Below are 528 nucleotides of genomic sequence, written 5' to 3'. Positions count from 1 at the left end.
TTAAACCCATTAAAGCTAAAAGGTACGGTTATTGCGGTGCCAATCGTAAACGTATTTGGCTTTATCCATAAGTCTCGTTACTTACCCGATCGCCGCGATCTAAACCGTTGTTTCCCTGGCAGTGAAAAAGGCGCACTCGCCTCGCGTATGGCGTATGGATTCTTCAATAATATAGCGAAACGTTGTGATTACATTTTAGATTTACACACAGGTGCGATTCATCGTACTAACCTACCCCAAATACGCGCTAACCTGAGCAATCCAGAAACACTACGCATTGCTAAAGCATTTGCCACGCCAGTGATCGTTGACTCTGCATTGCGTGATGGCTCGCTACGTAGCGAAGCCGAGAAGTGTGATATCCCAGTATTGACTTACGAAGCTGGTGAAGCACTTCGCTTTGATCCGCTATCTATCAGTGCTGGTGTTTTAGGCGTTCAACGCGTTATGCAAGCGATCGGTATGTTAATAGCCAGCCGTAAAAAACTGCCTGAACCTGTTATCGCGAAATCGACCAGCTGGGTTAGA

General features: G+C 46.2%; 1 protein-coding gene. It reads left to right on the top strand.

Annotated features, from left to right (window positions below):
* On the top strand, positions 1 to 528 hold a 528-nt coding region (locus R7Q46_RS30045; RefSeq protein WP_318078702.1), incomplete at both ends, for a succinylglutamate desuccinylase/aspartoacylase family protein.

This window comes from Vibrio sp. 811 (genome assembly GCF_033339195.1).
Note: the sequence above shows the minus strand (reverse complement) of the source record. Positions and strands in the feature narration are given on the sequence as shown.